We start from the raw sequence: 870 nt of genomic DNA on the forward strand, positions 1-870 counted from the left end.
GCCGGATCCCTCCCGGGGATCGACGGCGCCCGGATAGAAATCGAGCAGTACCGGTGGGACCGTATCCAGGTGGATGGGGTGCCGCACGACCATGCCTTCAGCAGGTCGGCTGGGGAGAAAAGGACGACGGTCGTCACCCTCGACCGTGGCACGGCCTTCGTCGTGTCCGGACTCGCCGGGCTGGTCCTGCTGAAGTCGACCGGCTCGGAATTCTCGGGGTTTCTCCGCGACCGGTACACCACACTGCCCGAGACGACAGACCGCATCCTGGCGACAGAGGTCACCGCCCGCTGGCGCTACGTCCAGTCAGACCTCGACTTCGGGCGGCTGTTCGACGGGGTACGGACGGCTCTGGTCAGCACCTTCGCGAGCCTCCACAGCCTGGCTCTGCAACAGACCCTGTACCGGATGGGCGAGGCGGCGCTGACCGCGCACGCCGACGTCGCCGAAATCCGCCTGTCAATGCCGAACAAACACCACTTTCTGGTTGATCTAGAACCGTTCGGGCTCGATAATCCCAACACGGTCTACTACGCTGCGGACCGACCGTACGGCAAGATCGAGGGAACGGTCCTGCGCGATGACGCTCCCGACCCGGGGCCGAGCTGGCTGGCCCTCCCGGGATTCTGCTGACCGGTGCGGACCCCCGACGGGCGGTGCGGCGTCCCGGACGCCTGTTCACGGGACGCCTGTCCCGGACGCCCGTCCCAGCGGCGCAGCGTAAGGCGGTCGCCGGGCATAAGCGTGAGGGCAAGCGCGGCGTCGCCGTCGCGCACGGCGAGGGCCGCCATCCCCGCCGAGTCGACGTAGAGCACCACCTCCCCCGGGCCGACGGAGCCGAAGGTGACCCCCACGGCCAGTTCAGTCATC

At 68.4% G+C, this 870-nt stretch carries 2 protein-coding genes; one reads left to right on the forward strand and one right to left on the reverse strand.

What is annotated here, in order from left to right:
• A partial coding sequence (gene pucL / locus AC08ON_RS10980) for a factor-independent urate hydroxylase (RefSeq protein WP_476616903.1) occupies positions 1-633 on the forward strand: 633 nt, incomplete at its 5' end.
• On the opposite strand, the gene AC08ON_RS10985 is transcribed toward pucL, so the two are convergent.
• Complete coding sequence (locus tag AC08ON_RS10985) at positions 531-869, reverse strand: SAM hydroxide adenosyltransferase (RefSeq protein ID WP_476616904.1); 339 nt, start codon at positions 867-869, stop codon at positions 531-533. The two genes, pucL and AC08ON_RS10985, sit on opposite strands and share 103 nt — an antisense overlap.
• Position 870 lies beyond the last annotated feature (1 nt).

This window comes from Frankia sp. CoWAU3 (assembly GCF_977971855.1).

Coding starts and splice junctions, on each gene's coding strand:
- AC08ON_RS10985 (WP_476616904.1), bottom strand. CDS start 869: ATGACTGAACTGGCCGTGGGGGTCACCTTCGGCTCCGTCGGCCCGGGG.